The 15595-nt window shown below is 68.0% G+C and carries 14 protein-coding genes and 1 pseudogene; 3 read left to right on the top strand and 12 right to left on the bottom strand.

The window, feature by feature from the left end; translation table 11 throughout:
- Window positions 1-354: 354 nt before the first annotated feature.
- Complete coding sequence (locus tag BFF94_RS29840) at window positions 355-825, top strand: ATPase (protein WP_128850779.1); 471 nt, start codon at window positions 355-357, stop codon at window positions 823-825.
- Between the two features lie 189 nt (window positions 826-1014).
- Here BFF94_RS29840 and BFF94_RS29835 read toward each other — a convergent pair whose 3' ends face one another.
- The 10 genes and pseudogenes from BFF94_RS29835 to BFF94_RS29795 all read right to left on the bottom strand — a co-directional run bounded on the left by BFF94_RS29835 (window position 1015) and on the right by BFF94_RS29795 (window position 12448).
- Window positions 1015-1701: a DUF429 domain-containing protein gene (locus BFF94_RS29835; protein ID WP_128850781.1), complete on the bottom strand. Its 687-nt coding sequence runs from the start codon at window positions 1699-1701 to the stop codon at window positions 1015-1017.
- 6 nt (window positions 1702-1707) lie between these two features.
- Window positions 1708-2232 (bottom strand): HD domain-containing protein, encoded by a 525-nt coding sequence (locus tag BFF94_RS29830; protein ID WP_128850784.1) that lies wholly within the window; start codon window positions 2230-2232, stop codon window positions 1708-1710.
- Window positions 2233-2353: 121 nt separating this feature from the next.
- Window positions 2354-5824 carry an ATP-binding protein gene (locus BFF94_RS29825; protein ID WP_219140147.1) on the bottom strand — a complete coding sequence of 1157 codons (3471 nt, stop codon included), beginning with the start codon at window positions 5822-5824 and terminating at the stop codon, window positions 2354-2356.
- 3 nt (window positions 5825-5827) lie between these two features.
- Window positions 5828-7078, bottom strand: coding sequence for a metallophosphoesterase family protein (locus tag BFF94_RS29820; protein ID WP_128850787.1), 1251 nt, complete (start codon window positions 7076-7078; stop codon window positions 5828-5830).
- A gap of 55 nt (window positions 7079-7133) precedes the next feature.
- Entirely contained in the window at window positions 7134-7481 is a 348-nt protein-coding gene (locus BFF94_RS38035; RefSeq protein ID WP_201260492.1) for a CbrC family protein, read from the bottom strand.
- A gap of 43 nt (window positions 7482-7524) precedes the next feature.
- Window positions 7525-7674, bottom strand: a pseudogene (locus tag BFF94_RS38500) (CbrC family protein); the annotation flags it as partial.
- A 338-nt stretch (window positions 7675-8012) separates the two neighbouring features.
- Window positions 8013-8783, bottom strand: coding sequence for a hypothetical protein (locus BFF94_RS29810; RefSeq protein ID WP_128850790.1), 771 nt, complete (start codon window positions 8781-8783; stop codon window positions 8013-8015).
- 376 nt (window positions 8784-9159) lie between these two features.
- Window positions 9160-9702 carry a hypothetical protein gene (locus tag BFF94_RS29805; protein ID WP_219140146.1) on the bottom strand — a complete coding sequence of 181 codons (543 nt, stop codon included), beginning with the start codon at window positions 9700-9702 and terminating at the stop codon, window positions 9160-9162.
- A gap of 322 nt (window positions 9703-10024) precedes the next feature.
- The gene (locus BFF94_RS29800) at window positions 10025-10393 is read right to left on the bottom strand and encodes an immunity protein PIM1 family protein (RefSeq protein ID WP_128850792.1); all 369 of its coding nucleotides are present in this window, start codon (window positions 10391-10393) and stop codon (window positions 10025-10027) included.
- Window positions 10394-10462: 69 nt separating this feature from the next.
- Complete coding sequence (locus BFF94_RS29795; protein ID WP_128850795.1) at window positions 10463-12448, bottom strand: gamma-glutamyltransferase family protein; 1986 nt, start codon at window positions 12446-12448, stop codon at window positions 10463-10465.
- A gap of 465 nt (window positions 12449-12913) precedes the next feature.
- Between BFF94_RS29795 and BFF94_RS29790 the strand changes: the two genes are divergently transcribed.
- Together BFF94_RS29790 and BFF94_RS29785 are read left to right on the top strand one after the other, a co-directional pair.
- Window positions 12914-13420: a DUF2165 family protein gene (locus BFF94_RS29790; protein ID WP_128850798.1), complete on the top strand. Its 507-nt coding sequence runs from the start codon at window positions 12914-12916 to the stop codon at window positions 13418-13420.
- A gap of 81 nt (window positions 13421-13501) precedes the next feature.
- Complete coding sequence (locus BFF94_RS29785) at window positions 13502-14440, top strand: site-specific integrase (protein WP_219140145.1); 939 nt, start codon at window positions 13502-13504, stop codon at window positions 14438-14440.
- A 37-nt stretch (window positions 14441-14477) separates the two neighbouring features.
- Here the strand turns inward: BFF94_RS29785 and BFF94_RS29780 are convergent, their stop codons facing one another.
- Entirely contained in the window at window positions 14478-14957 is a 480-nt protein-coding gene (locus tag BFF94_RS29780; protein WP_128850801.1) for an RES family NAD+ phosphorylase, read from the bottom strand.
- Window positions 14954-15409 carry an Xre family toxin-antitoxin system antitoxin gene (locus BFF94_RS29775; RefSeq protein WP_031403156.1) on the bottom strand — a complete coding sequence of 152 codons (456 nt, stop codon included), beginning with the start codon at window positions 15407-15409 and terminating at the stop codon, window positions 14954-14956. Before BFF94_RS29775 ends, BFF94_RS29780 begins: the two co-directional genes overlap by 4 nt.
- Between the last annotated feature and the right edge of the window lie 186 nt (window positions 15410-15595).

The following is a 15595-nucleotide window of genomic DNA, read 5'->3' as shown; positions in this document are numbered from 1 at the left end:
TTTCGCAGCTCGTCAACAACTTTTTACACGACATCGTTGCGACTGCGGGGCCCATCTTCCTTTGCCAGTAGCGTGCTCCAGACCGCAGCACACCGCCAGCTCCGCTTCCCCTTCCGCGCCGCGTTTCCGTTAGCGCGAAAGAGGCGTGATTCTATGCAGCCCCCGCCGTTCGCGCAAGCCTCTTTGTGAAAATATTTTGAAAAAGCCTCCGTGCGCTGGCGCGCACGGAGGCTTTGGGCTCGACAGGCCATGCATCGCAACGCGAGCCGCCTTCTATACATATGAAGAAGACTTCTCCTTCCTCCTCTACAGGAGGGCGCGGAGCGGACAAGGAACCTGGCGCTGTCGAGTATCATGCCGCGACCGAACCACGCACTCATATTGACGATGGACAGCACGACTCAACCCGGCGACACCGATCTTCGCGACGAATATGCAGCGCTGCGCGAGCGCGCCATCCTGCTGGAAGACCGGGTCCCGCCGCTTCTGCAACGCATCTCGGACTTGCTGCCGCGGATCAGCGGCGAATCCGAACTGGCGGACGAGCACCGCGAGCGGCTCGTCGGTGCGCGCAACGCGGCGATGGTCTCGATCGAAAACTATCAGCAGGCGATTCCGTTCCTGCAGACGGCCGACTCGATCATCGAGCAACTGGACAAGACGCCCGAGCGCGACGAAGACATCGAGTGGCGTGAATCGCTGCTGCAACGGCTAGACGAGTTGATCGACGTCGCCGTCGTGATGATCGACGACGCGCAAGGCTACTTCGAGCACGCGCAAGCCTGCGATCTGTCCAGCGTGCCGAAAGCCATCCTCGAGGATTGAGCAGCGCCGTTCGGGATCGCGCGGTGCACCAGCTTCATGTCGTGTGCGCGGGCAATCCCGATGCTTGCCGGCTGGCCGGCGCTACCGACATCTTCGTCGTCAGATCGACCGCACGCCTCCCGCAAAAGCTCACCCTATCCTGACGACCATCCTGCGACGCGCCGCCCGCCCGGGGGCCACGCGTCGCAACTACAGCGGGTCAAGGACAATCGTCTCGCTGACGATCGGCACACGGATATATCCGCCCTCCGCATCGCCATACGCGTGCGCGTTCCCGTCGATCACGTATTGCGCCGTCAACGCGCAAAGGGTCGCGTCTCGCGCATCGACGGAGCGCAGCGTCGACACGTCGACCCCCACTCTCTCCAGCAGCTGCCGGCGCTGGTTGCGCTTCTGCTTCGCCGACGCAACGGCCTTGCCCAGCATCGCGCAGGTAATCGCATAAGGATAGGTTTCGAAGCTCGTGCGCCCGCCCGCATAGCGCGCTCCGGTCAGCAACGGGTAAGTGTCCTCGAGCGCACGGTAGACGCGCTCCCCCATGAACATCCAGTCGAAGAAGCCCGATGTGCTCGCCACGGCCTGCTCCCGCGACGGCGTCGGAAAGCACGAGATCCGTTCGCGCGCGAGCGCCTGTTCGGCCGCCCGGCGCCCGCCCCCCGTCCACCACAGGCTCGGTGCGTCGACGCCGACGGCCACGACGTCATGAGCGAGACACAGCGCGGGCACGGCCTCGGGTGCGACCCGCGCTTCGCGGCAGACAACCGCCGACCCGCGCAGGATCACGAGATCGCATTGCTTCCTGTCGCCGCCCACATCGACACCCGCCACGGCCGGCGATTGCCGCGCAGCGGATCCGACGGCTCGGGCCGATCGCATGCGGGCTCAGTCCGCCGGCCGTGCGCCGTACGCGGTGTCGAAGATCGCCTCGAGACCGGGATGCACGCCGCGCATCGGATCGACGACCGACTTCGCCCAGTCGAAGTACGCCTGCTTGCGCTCGAGCGGCCAGTCCGCGGGCGGATGCCGCGCGATGTCGCGCAGGTTGCAGATCTTGTCGGCCAGCTTCACGAGCTTCGCGCGCCGGCTGATGGTGGCCGCATGCTCGACCTGCAGACGCTTGCGCTCGTCCTTCGGCAACGACTTGTCGTCGGTGACTTCCATCACGATGTCCGCCACGTCCTTGCCGAACAGCCGCAACAACTCCTGCTCGGTCGTCTCCGTATCCTCGACCGTGTCGTGCAGCACGGCCGCGACGATCACGCGCTCGTCCTCGACGCCAGCCTCGTTGGCCAGCACGTCGGCGAGTGCGATCGGATGATTGATGTACGGCGATGCGTCTTCGTCCTTGCGCCGCTGATTGCGATGCTTGTCCGCCGCGAACGCGATGGCGGCTACCAGTTTTTTCATATTCCCCCCTCGTGTGGCCAGTCCCGCGACCGGCAGAACCGGCCGCGTGCGTTTCGGAACCGCACATACTACCTGTACCCGATGACCCTTCCCGTGCGCCGGCATCCCGGCGCGCCTCGCATCACGCGCCGACCGGCCCGCGCTGCAACTCGACCACGTTGACCCGCGCGCCGAATACGTCCCTCACAAGCGGCAACAGGTGGTCGTGGTGCGTCAGAAACAGCACCTGGGTTCGCGTCGACAGGTCGCGCAGCGCATCGAGCCCGGCCTTCGCGCGCGCGTCATCGAAGTTGATGAACAGGTCGTCGGCCACGAACGGCAGCGCGGTCCGGCTGCCGAGCTGCAACTCCAGCGCCGCGATCCGCAGCGCGAGGAACAGCTGGTCGCGCGTCCCTTCGCTCAACCCGGCGACCTCGACCGATGCTCCCTTCGTCCGCCGTGCATACAGCGCGGGCGGCGTCCGTTCGGTATCGACGGTCAGCTTCGCGAATTCACCCAGCGTGAGCCCGGCGAAGATCTCGCCCGCCCGCCTGAGCATCGGCCCCTGCTTCTGGTCGCGATAGCGATCCGTCGCCCACTTCAGCAACCGGCTCGCCGTGGCCGCCTCCAGATACTGTTCGGCTGCGTCGCCCATCGCCGCCAGCGCTTCCTGCCGCTTCGACTCGGCGACGGCCGCGTTCGCCTGGCCGTCGATCGCGCCGAACGCCTGGTCGGCCACGACCTGTTGCTGCGAAAGCTCGTTCAGCCGCCTGCCGACATCGCCGAGCGACTGCTTCACCGCTTCGAGGTGCGCCGGCACGTCGACAATGTCCTGCTCCGCGACTTCGGCCTCGACGGCGGACCGGGAAAGACCGTCGCCATCGCGCACCAGTGCCTCGTGCGCGGCATCGACCGCCTGCCGAAGCTGGCGCCGGCGATCCGAGCGTTCGGCCAGCGGCAGCGCCGCGTCGATCGACGCGACGCCGGCCAGTTGAAGCAGCGGCTGGATGCGCGCATCGGCGCCCGCCACCGCGGCAGCCGCATCCGCAACCTTGCCGTCGGCCTGCCGCACGGCCTCGTCGGCACGACCGATCGCACGCGCGATTTCCCTGGCGGCCGCGAGGCGCATCGTCAGCCGGCGCGCAATGTCCGGCCAGTCGCCGCTCGTCACCCATTCCGGGGCGAGCGCTTCGGCAAGTCGCCGCGCACCGGCCTCGAGCGCGGCCAGCTCCGCGCGGATCGCGGCGATCCGGTTGCGCGGCGCATCGGCATCGGCCAGTTCGGCCGTCACCGCATTCGCGAGCCCGAGCGCACCTTCGGCCGCGGCCAGCGTCGTCGCGCTCGCGGACAGTTTCGCGTCGGCCAGCGCGTCACGCCATTGTGCTTGCCACGCATCGTAGGCCGTCTGTGCATGGCCGACCCGGGACTGCGCCGTCGCGCAGCCGCGTTCGGCTTCCCGCGCGCGATCGTCGAGGCTGTCCTTCTGTGCGGCCGCTTTCTCGGCCGACTGGACGAAAGTCTCGGCGACCGCGACGAGCGTGGCCAGCCCGTCCGACTCGCCGCCTCGCGATACCGTCAGCAGCGCCGCACGCAGCGCGGCTTCGGCGCCGGCCCGCGCGGCACGAATCGTGTCGAATTCGCGGCGCAGGCGGTCGAGATCGGCCTGCGCGGCGAACACCGTGTCGCGCTTCGCGAGCCAGTCGCCCATCGCCGCCAGCGGCATGCCGGGCACCGCGGCCGTCGTCGCAAGCGCGGCCCATGCGTCGCGATGCGCGGCCAGCTCGCGTTCACGCTCGTCCGACGCGGCCTGCCTGCGCGTCACGCCGGCACGCGCGGATTCGACCTGCTGACGCAGCGATTGCAGCGTCGCCGCCGCCTGCGTGGCGCCAAGCTGCGCATCGACGAGTTCGTCGGCAAGGCGAATCGCGTCGTCGACCGCCGGGGCACCCGTTTCCAGATCGACGGCGCCACTGCGGATGTCGCCCCATGCGCCGTCGCGCCGCGCGCGCGCCGCCAGCACGTCGGCGGTCGTGACGACCTTGTGGTTCTCCGCGAAATGCTTCTCCTGCAGCTCAAGCCGCTCGAGTTCTTCGAGCGCGCCGTCACGCGCGTCACGCGCGGCGGCCGCCGCGCTCGTGCGTTCGCTGTCTTCCTTGAGCAGCGCGCCGAGCCGCGCCGCCGACGGCACGTCGAGCGCACGCAGCGTCTCGACCGGCATGCGCCATTGGCCGAGCGTATCGAGCGCGCCGGACAGCGTGCGTTCGGCCGCAGCGATTTCACGTTCCAGCGCCTGCTCGCGCTGGCCGCTGTTGCGAAAGCCTTGTGCATCGGCCAGCGCCGCGCGCAGCGCTTCCGGCACGTCGACGGTCGACACGCGTGCCTGTTGTTCCCGTGCCTGCGCAAGCTCACGCGTGCGTTCGTCGAGCGACTCGCGTGCGCCGGCGAGCGCCTGGTGCAGCGCGCCGTGTTCGCGCAGCAGGTTCGCGACGGTCTTCAGCGACAGCGCCGTCGGCAGCGACGCGCGCAGCGCCGCTTCGTCCGTCGGCCAGTCGAGCTGGGCGGCCGCCGAGAACGCGGCGGACAGGTGCCGCTCGACGTCCGCGCCGAGCAGCAGCAGATCCTGCGCGTGATTCATGCAGGCGCCGCGCAGCCGCTCGAGCGCTTCGATATCGGCTTCGAGCGCCAGCGTATCGGCGTCCGCGTCGATCGCATCGCGCGCCTGCCGTTTCGCGAGCAGGTCGGCACGCCGCTCCTCGAGCACTTTCTGCTCGGCCGCGAGATCGCCCTGCGCCTTCAACAGATCCGCATACGCGGTGGGCGGCAACTCGACGACCATGCCTAGTTCGGCCAGCGCGGCGTCCTTGACCGTCAGCTCCTTCAGGTATGGCGCCAGCCGCCGCACGCGTTCGAGCTTCGAGCGCAGCGCTTCAAGCCGGCGCTGTTCCGCGCGCGCCTGCTCGATCTGCTGTTCGACCGCTTCGCGCGCGTCCTTGCGATCGACCCAGTCGCGCGTGCGCACCTGGACCGTCTTCAGTTCGGTCACGGCTTCGTTGAACGACGTTTCGGCGAGCGCAAACGCGCTGCCGCTACGGCGCGGCGCCCAGAGCTCGACAGAACGCGCATCGAGCTCCTCGCGCACCGGCCCGAGACTGCCGACCCCGGCGGCCGATTCGAACAGCACCTGGCCGAGCTTGTCGGATGCGTCGAGAATGCTCCGGCCGCCGTCGACCAGCCGCCCGTGATCGAGCCCGAACATCTGCTCGAAGAATTCGCGCGTCGCGCCGTCGAGGATGGCGGCCAGGTAGTCGTCGGGCAGCTTGTCGTCGGCGGGCGTGCGCAACGGACTGCGGCCACGCGCGCGGTGAAACGCGAGTTCGCCCGAGCCGTTCTCCAGCACGCCGCCGATCCGCAGTTCGGGCGTGCTGTGCAGGAAATCGAGCGGCGTCTGCAGCTTCATCCCGAACAGCAACTCCGACACGGCCGTGCGGATCGTCGACTTGCCGGCCTCGTTCGGCCCCACGATCATATGGAAATCCTCGCCGGCCGACGGGAAGCGCAGCGTCTCGTCGGTGAACTTGCCGTACTTGATCAGATCGAGCTGGCTGATGCGCATCGCTTACTCCCCCCTCGCCAGCCGCGCGAGCAGCGCGGGCCCGACTTGCTCGACCAGCGCCGTGAGGTCACCCGCGCGCGTCATCGTCAACAACGGCACGTCCTCCTTCACGTCGCTGCGCACCTTGCCGACGAACGGCTTCAGGTCGCGTTCGAGCAGCGCGAGGAAATCCGGATCGTGCGCGGCGTCGGCCAGGATCTGCTTCAGGTCCTCCAGCGCTTCAAGCTGCTCGCTCTCGCCCGGCTGCTGATCGGCCGCGGACGTCGCGAGCCGGACCTTCTCGAGCCACAGCCGCTCGTTGCCGATGATGCCGATCTGGTTCAGCACCTCGGCGCGCAACTGCGGCGCGCGGCCGAAAAAGAGGCCGTGCGCGGGCGTGCGCCCCGTGACCGTCACGCGCACCGCGCGCGGCACGTGGCCGTCGACGGTCAGCAATGCTTCCAGCGACTGGCCGATCTTTCTCGACAGATCGGCGACCGAGAAGCAATCGGACGCATCGACCGATACGGCTTCCCAGCGCAGCACGTCGAGATACAGGCGCTCGACCTGCGTGCGGCCTTGCTCGACCGTCACGAGCACCGCGCCGCGACGGCCCGTCTCGCGGATATGGCGCCCCTGCAGGTTGCCGGGAAACACGACGGTGGACGGCCCCGACCATTGCTGGAATTCGTGCACGTGCCCGAGCGCCCAGTAGTCGTAGCCTTTCGCGTGCAGTTCGGCCAGCGTGCACGGCGCATAGTTCGCATGGGCCGCGTAGCCTTCGAGCGCCGTGTGCAGCACGCCGAGGTTGTAGTACCCGGGCACCGGGTCCGGATAGCCGATCGCGAGATTGTCGACGACGGCCTTGTCCTTGAAGCTCTGCCCGTGCAGCGCGACGTCGAATTCCGGCAGCGTGTGGGTTTCCGGCTTGCGGTGGCCGAACACGGTGACGTTGTCGGGCAGCGTCAGCTTCTTCGTCATCTCGCTTTCGGCATCGTGGTTGCCGCCGAGGACGAACGCACGAATGCCGGCCTTGCGCAGGCGCCCCATCTGCTGGCCGAAGAAGATGCCCGTGTTGTGATCCTTCCAGTCGCCGTCGTACAGGTCGCCGGCGATGACGAGGAACGCGACTTCCTCTTCGATCGCACGATCCACGAGTTGCCGCAGCGCCTCGCGCGACGCGTTGCGCAACTGCGCGGCCGGCGCGTCGGGATACGCGCTCAGGCCGTGCAACGGGCTGTCAAGGTGAATGTCTGCCGCGTGGATGAACTTCACGAAGATTCCTCTGTTTCATGGCGAAGGGGCGACGCCGCTTGCACGGGCCCGCCGGTCAATCGCAATCCTGGTAGCCGCCAAGCTCGCCGCAACGAATGCAGCGAAACACATAAGCGGTCGGCGAGCCGTCCTTGTCGAGCGCGGCGAAAAAGCGTTCCCAGCCGGCACCCTCGTCGAGCCCGGTCGAGGCGCGGATCGCTTCGACGGCCTGCGGGCCGAGCGCCGTCAGTTCGTCGGCGCCCGCGCGGCCGATGAACTGCGCGCCATCGCCGCAATGCGTCCACCATCGTTCCTGCTGCCAGCCCTGGAAGCCCGGCGTGCGATACGCGATCTCGTCGACGACCGCTTCGGGCACCTCGTCCCATTCGCCGCCGCCGATGCCGTCCGTGTCTAAAGCTTGCATCGAGCCGCGCGTGCGCCGAGCCGTCGGCGATGCACCACGGGCAGATGCTTTGCTCGTACTCGTCAACTGCATACACAGGGCCGGCGTACACGTAGCCGCGCGCGTCGCCGCAGCACACGCAGCGTGCGCCGGACGGGATCACGCTGCCCGTTGCAAGCGGGTCGGGATGGTACCTGAAAGCGGGTAACGACATGGGATTCTCCGTCGGTCCGGATGGCGGGGAAGCACGCGATGCGAATTCGAACGGCCATTGTGCCGCAGCGCGACCGTGTTACCGCGGAACCTCGCCCTCGGCAAATGTACCGTTCACGAAACGATAGACGCGATGCGTTGCGCCGCCGTGCGCGAGATATTCCCAGCGAATGTCGATGCCGGCCGGTGCGTCGCGCCACGCGATCGCCAGATACGGCGATTGCGCTCCGGATCCGGTTCGAGTGAAACGGAGTCGAGGTAGCGTCGAACGGGCAGCGGGAAACGCGCAGGATTGCCCCGCGTGCGTCGCGACGCACGCGGGCGCCCGGCTACCTGCCGTCACTCGCCGCGCGGTACGGGCGGCGGTGCAAAACCGTTGTCGTTGCCGGGGAACGGATTCGCGTTGCGGCGCAGCGCTTCCTCTTCGTTCTCCTTCTGCGCGAACAGCGCGACACCGATCACGCCGACGTTCGCGGCATCGCCGTACTTCGAGTTCGCGACATAGCTGTCGGGTACCGCCGCAAAGCGGAACGCGGCGACTTCGTCGCGGCTCTTGCGGAAGCCCTCGATCGTCAGCGTGCGGCCCGGATACAGCACGTAGCCGCCGTTCGTATAGCTGCCCGGCCGCCCCGACAGCACGTCGAGCCCGTCGACCGTCGACACGATTTCGAACGTGCGGCGCCCCTGGTTGCGCAGCACGATCATGTAGCGCGAGCCCTCGACGCCCGCCATGTGCCAGCGGCCGTTGCTGCGCGCAAGACGCAGCGGCGCGCCTTTTTCGTCCGTAAACGACAGTGCGATGTCGCCGTTCGCGAGCGCGACGCGAGTCGGCAGCCGGCGAACCTGCGAGGCGGGAGGATGTCCGGGCAGCGCATCGTTGTAGTAGACCGACGCGAGATCCGTCGGCTTCGCCGGATCCGCGCGTTCGAAGTCGACATTGCGGGTTTCGGATCGCACCGACTCGCCCCACGCGGTGCCAAGCCCGCGGCGTTCGCTGGCGTCCGGCGCGGCGGCCAACGCGCCGGTGCTGGCGGACGGCGGCGGCGGCGCTGCACAGGCGGCCAGCCAGAGCGCGCAGGCAAGCGCGAGAAGACGGAACAGGATGGTCATGACGTGATGCCTCGGAATGTTATCGGACCGCGCCGGGCTGGCCGGAACGGTACTTTCGTGTCGTCTGTCGTCACGATGTCGATCGGACATGCTTGCCCGTGCCGGCCGACGCTGCCATCGCGGCGGCCCGGCAACCGGGAGCCCCGCTATTTAAGCATGGCGAACGGGCAATGGGCAGGGGCCGCGCGCAGCGCCCGCTGCAGCCCGGGCCGAGGGCATCGGGCAAGGCGTCCGTGCACATCGCGCCGCCGGATTCGCGGTGTACGCCGATGCATCACTGTATCGAGAATGCGCTGAACGACGCGCGGCGCGCGCCGATAAAAAAACGGCCCGGCCCGCATCGAAGCGGGCCGGGCCGTGACGGGATGCGTGCTGCTTACAGCGCGCCGCCTTGCGCCGACGCCGAACCCTTCAAGCCGACCGATGCGCCGCCCTGCACCGGGTTCGTCGCGCCTTCGAGCGCTTCGCCGGCCTTCGCCTTCGCGCCGCCCGCGACGTCGCCTGCCGTCGACATCGCGCCTTGCGCATGGCTCTTCGCCGAGCCTGCGACGTGCTTCACGTGCGACTTCGTCGAGTGGACGGCCGAGGTCGCCGCATCCTTCGCCGTGCCGGCCGCCGAACCGACCGCCTGCGTCGCGCCGCCCACCGCATTGCCGGCTGCCGAGCCCACGCCGCCGACCGTCTTGCCGACGCCGTTCAGCGCGCCGCCAACGACGTCGCCCGCGCCCGAACCCGAGCCTGCCGCGTTCGCGCCGGCGCCAGCCTGCACGCCCACGCCGCCGCCGAGCAGCGGCGTCTGAACCTGCGCGCCGACGCCTGCGGAACCCTGCGCGCCGGTCTGGGCCGTCTGTGCGAATGCAGCCGAAGTCGCCATCGCCGTCAGTGCAGCACCCAGCAGAATCGTACGAATCTTGTTCATGGTCATTCTCCCAAAAGACGTTGTTGCTGCGGGCCGCGTCCGTGCGGCTTGTCGCATGCCTTGCCGCGACGTGCGGCAGGTGGAGCTAATGTAGCGGCGCCGACGCGCAAAACGATCGAATTGCGGGGACTGTTACTTCCGTTGCAAATGCTGACGATTGACTCACACTGTTTGACAATCGGGGCTTGTGGCGGGATGGAATGGGAAGGAATGGGTACTCGCCCGGGGGACGGGAGCGAACCCGGAAACGTGCGGCGCGGGTCACTCCGCGATGGCGGGGCGCGCGATCGTCACGCATCGGGAAACCGGGCAGGCGAAACACCTAGCAGGGAAACCGGCCGTTTTTATAAGCATCCCAAAGGATACGTATCGGCCAGCCGTCGGTACGGCCCGACAACCGGCTCCTCGCGATCAGGTCGATGTCGGCGGATACGCACGCCGCCACGGCGGCGCTTCCCGATGCGCCGAAGGCCAGCTTGAACGCCTTTTCCCGCAGCGCATCCACTGCCTGCCGGTCGATCGCCCCTCCCGGAGCGCCGTCGATTTCGTCGAACGCCGCCATCCATCGCGCATCGAACGGCTCGGCATCGCGACTGTCCAGCGCGCGGCCGCAATCCAGATCTCCGAGGAAATCGAAAAAGCCCGGCGCCGCCAGGATTGCGTCCATTTCAAGCAGATGCGCGTTCGTCATCGCGGCTCCTTCACGATGCACGGCCCCGAGCGCCGACTGGCAGATCGGGGCCGCGTGCGTTCCACCCGGTTACGGCCGAAACGTATCGCCGAGTACAACGCCTTCGCGCCGCGGATCGGTGCCGCCCTGCAACGCGGGCGACAGACCGACCGTCACGCGCATCACCGTGTTGACGCCGCTCGCCTGCGCGGACGTCGACACCTTGTGCCCAAGCGCGAGCAGCCCCGTGATCAGCGGATCGTTCGCACCGTTATTCGCCGCGTTGACGTTCGGATGCTCGCCGCCGATCGTGGTCGTCGGGCTGTTGCTCGCGCCGAAATCGACGAGCCCCGCGGACTGCTGCGCATCGAGCCCCCAGTCGAGCGCGCCGACGAGCGTCTTGACCACGTACTGCGGAATCGTGCCGCCGCCCGGCGAACCGGTTGCCATCACGAAATCGCCGCGCGAGCCGTTTGCGGCCTGCCCGAACACGATTGTCGGCGCCATCGAGCTGCGCGGCCGCTTGCCCGGCTGCAGGCGGTTGGCCACCGGATTGCCCGCGCTGTCGACCGGGTTCGCCGAAAAGTCGGTCAACTGGTTGTTCAGCAGGAAGCCGTTGGTCATGTGGAACGAGCCCATGCTCGACTCGACCGTCGTCGTCGCGCTCAGCACGTTGCCGTCGCCGTCGACGATCGTGAACTGGTTCGTGCCGTGTTCGATCAGCGTCGTGTCGACGCCGAGCGGCACCGCACCGAAATTGCCGGGCTGCGCCGTGCCCATGCTCTTGGTCGTGTCGATCAGCGCCGCGCGCGATTTCAGGTACGGCTTGTTCAGCAGCGTGTCCCACGTACCGCCCGGCAGCGGCACGAAATCCGTATCGGCCACGTACTTGTCGCGGTCGGCATACGCGAGCCGTTCGGCCTCGGTGACGAGGTGCACGCCCGCGACGGTCGGCTTGCCGCCTTCGAGATCGATCGCCGTCGGCTTCAGCGACTTCAGGTCGTAATTCTCGAGAATGCCGAGCGCCGATGCGACCGCGATACCGCCCGACGACGGCGGCGGCATCCCGCAGACCCAGTAGCTGCGATAGGTCGTGCACACGGGTTCGCGGCGCTTCGCCTGATACGCGGCCAGATCCGCGACGGTCGTCTTGCCCGGCGTGAGCGTCGAGCCGTCCGCGCCCTTCGTCACCGCGATCTTCGCGACGATGTCCTGCGCGATCTGCCCCGTGTACAGCGCATTCGCGCCCGACTGCGCCATCAGCGTCAGCGTGTGCGCGTAGGCGGGATTCTTCAGTACGGTGCCGAGCGTCTTCGGCGAACCGTCGGCGTTCAGGAAATACGCGGCGGCCTCGGGGTCACGCTTCAGGTTCGCGGCGTTTGCAGCGATCGCGTCGGCGAGCCGGCCGCCGATCGGGAAGCCGTTGGTCGCGAGCGTGATCGCGTCGCCGAACAGGTTCTGCCACGGCAAGCGGCCGTGATCCTGCTGCAGCGTCTCGATGAGCCGCGGCACGCCGATCGTGCCGATCGAGCGGCCGCTCGCGCGCGCGTTCGGCAGCGGCACCGAATGGTCGGTCGCATCGTCGACGTAGCGCAGGTAGTTCTCCGTCGCGGCAGCCGGCGCGGTTTCGCGGCCGTCGTATGCCTGCAGCGTCTTGCCGCGCGCATCGTAGTAGAGCAGCACGCCGCCCGACCCGAGGCCCGTCGCCTCGGGCACCGTCAGGCCGAGCACGGCCTGCACGGCGACCGCCGCATCGGCGGCCGTGCCGCCTTTCTTCAGCACCGCGCAGCCGGCCGCGCTCGCGTAGGCGTTCGACGTGGCCACCAGATAGGTCTTCGCATAGACGGGCTTCATGCCGGTGCGATAACCTGACGACGCTTCCGGCAGCGACGGATCGCCCGGCTGGTTCGAGCCCACCACGACCGTCGCGCCGCTGTTGTCGACCGCGAGACAGCTCGCATCGGTTGAAGGCGTCGTCGTGCGGCCCGCGTCGTTCTCGACGTCGCCGCCGCATGCCGTCAGCAGGGCGGCCGTGAGCAACACGGACGCATACGGAAAAATCGCTGTTCTGTTCATTGTCTATGGATGTTCTTGGTCGTTGCGATGGACATCACGCGGCCTGCGACCCCCTCGGTGCGCGGCTGGCGCGTTCGATAGTCCCATGAACAAAATTTTTTTCGCAATAAGGGAATGACGTAATGCGGCCGGCCGTTGCGGGTGCAATGCCGCCGAACCGGCATGCGGGCTCGTTTGCTGCATTGCGTTGCATTGCGTCGCGACCCGCAAGCGCTGCCCCCGGCTTGACGACGCCTGCGGTTCGACCGACAACCGCCGCGCCCTCCCGGCGCGGGCACTCGATCCAACACGGCGCGTGCGTCTCCTCGACGCCGCACCGGCTTCAGGTTTTCCAGTCCCGATCTCCGCGCTGCCGTGCACACGCACGCAAATCCACCGGACACGCTTGCGCAGGTATCACCCCCGAACGCCGGTTCATTGCCGCGCGGTCGCGCTTTTGTCCGCCCATTAATTTCGGAGTCCATGATGATGGTTCGCCTTTCCAAGACAACCGCGGTGCTTGCCATGGCTTTTTTCGCATCGCCCGTCGCATTCGGCAACATCACCGGCTACGCGACGAATTTCGCGTTCGTGCACCACGTGTTCCCGATGGATACCACCTTCCCCGGCAACGGGATCATGTATCGCGCGATCGGCACGACGTGGATCCATCACGCCGGCTACATCGGCACCATCTCGATGGAAACACTGACGGCCATGCTGTGCTGGATCGGCGGGATCCGGTTGCTGCGAGCGCGGCGCGCCGGCGATGCGGTGTTCCGCGCGGCCACGGCATACGCGATCGCCGGCCTGACGCCCGGCTTCCTCACGTGGCAGGTCGCGTTCATGTCGGTCGGCGGCGAATGGTTCGGGATGTGGATGTCGAAGCAATGGAACGGCGTGCCGGACGCGTTCCGCTTCGTCATCACGCTGCGGCTCGTTTACCTGACGATGCGCAACGACGGCAGCGACGACACGCGTCTCGCGCACTGACGCGCCGGTTGCGTCGCGCCGGCCAGCTGGAAGGACATCGGGACGATTGCCGGCATCACCGTGTCCGGCTATAAATCGTGGATGGACACGAATCGCTGGATTCACGACCCCGTCGGCGCATTTCGCGCGTGGCAGGAAACCGCCGCGACCGGCGCCGGCCGCCGGCCGTTCGCGCCGCGTTCGGTCGTGCAGCACGTCGCGATGTTCGAGCGATTCCTGCGCCACCTGAACGCACAGCGCGTGTCGCTGGCCACGTTCGGGCCCGACCATGTCGCGGCGTTCCTCGCGGAACTCGACCGTACCTGCGCGCCCGGCACGTCGACGCGCGTGCGTTATGCGAAGCTGATCGACCGGCTTGGCCGGCATCTGGTCGACACCGGCGTGCGCACGATCCATCCGGCTGGCCGGACGACACGCGATCTCGCCTGGCCGGACGGCGAGCCTGAGCCGTGCTACCTGCCGCCCGACGCCGATGCAGCGCTGCAGCTCCACGTCCAGCCTCGACCGGCGGACACGCCGGCCGACTGCCGGAATCGCGCGATCGTCGCGCTGCTGCTCGCGAGCGGCATCACGTCGGCCGAGATTCGCGCGACGACGCACGACGCGCCCGATCTCGATGCGCGGCCGCCGTCGCTGTCCGTGCCGCGCGATCGCGCGCGGCCGGCGCGCCGGATCGCGCTCGCCGAATTTGCACTGGCGCCGCTCGCCGCATGGCGCGCGTGCTCGGCACACGCACCGGCATCGGCGCTGCTGTTTCCCGCGCCGCGCGGCGGTGGCGCGATGAACGACATGTTCCTGCTGCTCGTGGTACGCGACGCGCTGACCGCGATCGGCTTCCGCGCGGCGGACATGAGCCCGCGCGTGCTGCGCAACACGTATGCGCGCCGCCAGTTGCTCGCCGGCCACGCGCATGCCGATGTCAGTGCAATGCTCGGTCTCGTCAGCTCCCGAACGGTCACGCGCATCCGGCAGACGCTGCCGCCCGATGCGGCCGCGGATCGCGCCGCGCACGAGCACTGACCCCGCGCCCGACGCAGGCCCTGTTCCTTCCTGTTCGCTATTCGACCGGCTTCGACTGGATCAGCCGCAGAATCCGGGTGTCGTACGGCGACTGCATGACTTCCGCGACGCGAGCCTCGGACGCGGCCGGATGCAACGGATTCAGCAGGAAGTTGTGCGCGTGCGGCACGACGACGCTCGGCACGCGCAGCAGCGCGCTCGGCTGCGTTTGCAGCCACTCCGTGCCGGCGCTGCGGGTCCAGTCGACGTTCGTTCGCCAGTCGTCCGGCGCATCGCCTTCCGCGATTTCGGCGACGTCCACCGATTCGGGCACCTCGATGCGCAGCAACTGGTATCCGCTCGGCAATTGCGCGACGGTGGCGATTTCGAAATGAACCAGCGTCTCAAGCAGTGCGAGCGCCGGATGCTCGGCGAGATACACGACGGGCTGCCCGGCAAAATGCCAGCGCCCGCCGGCCCGCAACCCGCCGATGCCTTTCAGGTCGGCGTAATTGCTGATCCGCCACAGCGTCGTCAAGCGAAGTACCCTTCGTCGATCTGCGTGAGGACCTCTTCGACGAGCCGCGCGCCATGCTCGGTGCTCGCCATGTCGAGCGACGTGCGGCCGCCGAAGCGCTGGAGCCCGTTGCGCAGCCACGCCATCGCCTTGTCCTGGTCGCCGAACGTGGCCGTCGCCTGAGCGACGATGCGCGCGAGGCGGATCGCCTTGTCGGATTCCTCCGGCGACAGGCGTTCGTGCGCCTGGCGACGATGGCTCAGCGTGCGGCGCGGAATGATGAAGGCCAGCTCGTCCGATTTCAGCCCGCGCTCCGACAGCCGGTCGATCACCGACACGTCGACGCGCGCGCTTGCCAGCTCGGCAAGATCGGCGCCCGACCGGACGCGGATCGCCAGCAGCTGCTCGAGAATCGTGAATTCGGCCTGACGCGGATGCGCGACGCCCGAAGGATGAAAAGCGATGGTGCTCATGACCTCTCTCCGGCAATTTGCCCAATCATTATAGGCGTTTTGCCGAAGACGTGCGGATAGCAAAGGGACGAGCCTGCCGACCAGGCTGGAAGACCGGTTATCGAGGATGTTCACGAATCGGAGATTCGCCTCGCTGACGCGTTACATCAATTCAGTATATAAAGTCATCGACCATGACTTGAAGTT

It is taken from the genome of Burkholderia catarinensis, from assembly GCF_001883705.2.
GTDB classification, from domain to species: domain Bacteria; phylum Pseudomonadota; class Gammaproteobacteria; order Burkholderiales; family Burkholderiaceae; genus Burkholderia; species Burkholderia catarinensis.
Note: the sequence above shows the minus strand (reverse complement) of the source record. Positions and strands in the feature narration are given on the sequence as shown.

Excerpts from the sequence above, each read along its gene's own strand:
- BFF94_RS29840 (WP_128850779.1), top strand. The coding sequence starts at position 355 with ATGCCGCGACCGAACCACGCACTCATATTGACGATGGACAGCACGACT.
- BFF94_RS29835 (WP_128850781.1), bottom strand. The coding sequence starts at position 1,701 with ATGCGATCGGCCCGAGCCGTCGGATCCGCTGCGCGGCAATCGCCGGCC.
- BFF94_RS29830 (WP_128850784.1), bottom strand. The coding sequence starts at position 2,232 with ATGAAAAAACTGGTAGCCGCCATCGCGTTCGCGGCGGACAAGCATCGC.
- BFF94_RS29825 (WP_219140147.1), bottom strand. The coding sequence starts at position 5,824 with ATGCGCATCAGCCAGCTCGATCTGATCAAGTACGGCAAGTTCACCGAC.
- BFF94_RS38035 (WP_201260492.1), bottom strand. The coding sequence starts at position 7,481 with ATGCAAGCTTTAGACACGGACGGCATCGGCGGCGGCGAATGGGACGAG.
- BFF94_RS29810 (WP_128850790.1), bottom strand. The coding sequence starts at position 8,783 with ATGACCATCCTGTTCCGTCTTCTCGCGCTTGCCTGCGCGCTCTGGCTG.
- BFF94_RS29805 (WP_219140146.1), bottom strand. The coding sequence starts at position 9,702 with ATGAACAAGATTCGTACGATTCTGCTGGGTGCTGCACTGACGGCGATG.
- BFF94_RS29800 (WP_128850792.1), bottom strand. The coding sequence starts at position 10,393 with ATGACGAACGCGCATCTGCTTGAAATGGACGCAATCCTGGCGGCGCCG.
- BFF94_RS29795 (WP_128850795.1), bottom strand. The coding sequence starts at position 12,448 with ATGAACAGAACAGCGATTTTTCCGTATGCGTCCGTGTTGCTCACGGCC.
- BFF94_RS29790 (WP_128850798.1), top strand. The coding sequence starts at position 12,914 with ATGATGGTTCGCCTTTCCAAGACAACCGCGGTGCTTGCCATGGCTTTT.
- BFF94_RS29785 (WP_219140145.1), top strand. The coding sequence starts at position 13,502 with ATGGACACGAATCGCTGGATTCACGACCCCGTCGGCGCATTTCGCGCG.
- BFF94_RS29775 (WP_031403156.1), bottom strand. The coding sequence starts at position 15,409 with ATGAGCACCATCGCTTTTCATCCTTCGGGCGTCGCGCATCCGCGTCAG.